Here is a 3,303-nt window from a genome sequence, read left to right on the forward strand (position 1 = left end):
CCCTATATCGACGTCGATGTAGGAGCCGGACAGAAGCGTGCCGAGGCCCGAGACCGTGCCACCCGAAATGCGCGGGCGGACAACCCAGAAACGCGTATTGTCGACGAGCAGACTCGCCACGTCGCGAGTCACCTCTGCGTTTGCCACCACGCGTTTGTGGTCGTGAGAAAGCTGCACCGTTTCGACCACACCGATATCGACGTCCTTGAACTTGAGCTTGGTCTTCCCGGCTTCAAGGCCCTCGCCTGAGTCGAAGCTAATGGTAATCTTCTCGCCTCTTTCCAGAATAGCCTTCGTGGCAAGCCACCCGCCGATCAGTATCGCGACGATCGGCACGAGCCACACCAGTTGCATGCGCCAGCGCGAGCGCGGCACCGGGTCCGCAGCGGGAAGATCGGGAATATCAGGCTCGTTATTTGACGCGGACATGCTCCCTCTCCGCTGCGTCCCAGATGAGACGAGGATCAAACGACATCGCTGCCAACAGTGTCAGCACGACGACCGCCCCGAATGCTATCGATGCCGGGCCTGCCTTGATCGTCGCCAGCGCCTGGAATTGCACCAGCGCGACCAGCATGGTGATCACGTAGATATCGAGCATCGACCATCGACCCACCAGCTCGATCACGCGGTAGATCCGGGTTCGCTGCTCGGGAAGCCATTGCGAATGAAACTGCGTCGAGACGGTCAGATACACCAGGCCCAGGATCTTGAGCATCGGCACAACAATGCTCGCCACGAAAACGAGTATGGCGAGTGGCCATGATCCGGATACCCACAGATAGACCACGCCGCTCATGATCGTGTCCTTCTGCGCGCCGAAGAGCGAGCTTGTATCCATCACGGGCAGCACGTTCGCGGGGATGTACAGCACTATCGCGGCCATCAGATACGCCCACGTCCGCGAGAGGCTCGATGGCTTGCGCATGTGCAGCGGCGATCGGCAGCGCGGGCAAAGCCACGCACCCGATCGTGCCGGCGACCGGACCAGCAGGCCGCAATCTTCGCACAGCGCAAGGCCGTAGGCGGACGCCGTCACGGAAGTGCGGCGGAACGTCATGGGAGGCAGTTGCCATGCACGACCGGTGTTTCCCTCGGCGGTGATGCGCGCCCACACCTCGCGCGGATCGAATGCAGCCGACGCCGCCGCGAGCAGCAGCATCAATATGATGAACGACCACAACGCGGTGCCCGGCACAACCGTCGCAATGTGCGCCAATTTGACGAGCGCAACGAGCAGCCCGAGGATCAGCACCTCAGTCATGCCCCACGGACGCGACAGTTGAAATAGCCGGAATCCGGCGGGTGCCTGCCACGGCACGCGCCCGAAGTGTAACGGCAGGAGCAGCCACAGCATTGCAACTGTCTGCAGCACAGGCATCAGGATCGTTGTGAGACCGACAAGCACCGCGAGCGGCCAGGTTTCGCTGGTGTAGAGAACGCGCACCGAGCCAGCCAAAGTCGTTTGAACGAGATTGCCGTTGACGGATAAACCAACAACCGGAAACACGTTCGAAATGACGAGCAGCACCGCTGCTGCGAAGGCGAATGCCAGCGCATTCTTGGGTCCATTCGATCGCCCTCTTCGAAGCTCGGCGTGGCACCGATGGCAGCGCAACGCGCTGCCGGGCGTGACGGGCGCACCGAGCTGAAGCAGATCGCACTCCTTACAGGCGATGATCTCCGGACGTGTCATCTCGCCTCCTGTGCCAAGGACGGTTCGGCCACCGGAGACGGGCTGCTCGCGACGGGCGCGGTGCCCGCCGGCGCAGACGCTGGCGCTGGCGCTGCGGGCGACGGGACCGTCATTTTTTCCGCCTCCAGAACCCAGCCGCCGCCCATCGCCTTGTAAAGGGCGACGATCGAGTCGAACACCGCGCCGTTGGTCTGCGTATAGCTGAGCTGCGCGTTGAACAGGCTGCGCTCGGCGTCCAGCACCTCGATATAGCTCGTATAACCCCCCTCGTAGCGCAGCCGGGCAAGCCGCGAGTAGGTGCGCAGCGCATCGACCTCCCGGCCCTGGACCACGAGCTGCTCGCGCGTCTTCTGCAGCCCGATGAGCGCATCGTCTACGTCCTGAAACGCGGTCTGGATTGCCTGCTCGTACTGGAGCAACGCCTGTTGCTGCTGCGCTTCGGCTTGCTTTACCTGGCCACTGATACTGCCGGCGGTGAAGATCGGCATGCTCACCGAGCCCGCAAAGGCCCAGACCCGCGCCGGCCCGGTAAACAGCTTCGAGAAATCGCCGCTCGCCGAACCAAACAGTCCCGTCAATGAGATCGACGGAAAGTAGAGCGCCTTTGCGGCTCCGATCAGCGCATTCGCGGCCACCAGGTTCTGCTCGGCCTGAAGCAGATCGGGACGGCGTTCGAGCAGATCCGAAGGCAGCCCCGCCGGTACGGCAGGAATCACCAGATCCGACACGGCGCGGCCACGCATGATGTCGCCAGGGTTACGGCCCAGCAGGACCGAGAGCGCGTCCTCCTGCTGCGCGATCTGCATCTCGAGCTGCGGAATCGTCGCGAGCGACGCCTCATATTCCGACTGGCTCTGCGCGAGTTCCATCTGTGACACGTTGCCGCCCTTAAAGCGCAGCGTGAAGACGTGGACCGACTCCTCGCGGCTCGCGGTCGTAGCCTTGGCGATCTCGAGCTGCTGGTCGAGGTCGCGCAGATTGATGTAGGAAGTCGCCACCGACGCCACCAGCGTCAGGATCGTCGCGCGGCGCCCCTCTGTGCTGGCCAGCAGGCTCGCGCGTGCCGCCTCGGTCTCACGGCGCACCTTGCCGAACACATCGATTTCCCACGCCGCCGACAGCGCCGGCTGGAAATCGTTGAAGACCGGCGACATCCCCGCCTGCAGCGGCACAGGTCCAGCCTGCGAGGCACGCTGGCGTTGTGCATCGAAGCTGGCTGCCACCTGAGGGAACAGCCCCGCGCGGGTCGTCACGAACTGACCGAGAAACTGATCCACCCGTGCCGCCGCGATCTTCACATCCTTGTTTTCCGCCAGCGCAGTGGAAATCAGGTCGTTCAGCACCGGGTCCTGGAATTGCTCCCACCACGCGGTATTGGCGACCTCGACGCTATCAGCGGCGGTGAAGCGGTAAGTGGCCGGTGTCTCCACCGTCGGCCGCACGTAGTCGGGACCGAGCAGACAACCGCCCAGTCCCAGCAGGATGGGCACCAGAAACGGCAAGGAGGCCGAGGCACGCATGTCAGTCATCCTCGCGTCTGGCCGACGGCTTGACCATCGGTGCGCCGGGGCCCGCGTCGGGGCCCGCGTCGGGGCCCTGTGCGGGGC

General features: G+C 63.9%; 3 protein-coding genes. All 3 read right to left on the reverse strand.

Annotation, left to right across the window (positions count from 1 at the left end):
• The coding region (locus WCA53_RS30490) for an MlaD family protein (RefSeq protein WP_423920211.1) at window positions 1-429 on the reverse strand (429 nt) is incomplete at its 3' end.
• The gene (locus WCA53_RS30495) at window positions 413-1,696 is read right to left on the reverse strand and encodes a paraquat-inducible protein A (RefSeq protein WP_423920214.1); all 1,284 of its coding nucleotides are present in this window, start codon (window positions 1,694-1,696) and stop codon (window positions 413-415) included. The genes WCA53_RS30495 and WCA53_RS30490, both read right to left, overlap by 17 nt.
• Window positions 1,693-3,216, reverse strand: coding sequence for an efflux transporter outer membrane subunit (locus WCA53_RS30500; protein ID WP_423920217.1), 1,524 nt, complete (start codon window positions 3,214-3,216; stop codon window positions 1,693-1,695). Before WCA53_RS30500 ends, WCA53_RS30495 begins: the two co-directional genes overlap by 4 nt.
• Between the last annotated feature and the right edge of the window lie 87 nt (window positions 3,217-3,303).

This window comes from Caballeronia sp. (assembly GCF_049581465.1).
Lineage (GTDB): Bacteria > Pseudomonadota > Gammaproteobacteria > Burkholderiales > Burkholderiaceae > Caballeronia.

Coding starts and splice junctions, on each gene's coding strand:
- WCA53_RS30495 (WP_423920214.1), bottom strand. CDS start 1,696: ATGACACGTCCGGAGATCATCGCCTGTAAGGAGTGCGATCTGCTTCAG.
- WCA53_RS30500 (WP_423920217.1), bottom strand. CDS start 3,216: ATGCGTGCCTCGGCCTCCTTGCCGTTTCTGGTGCCCATCCTGCTGGGA.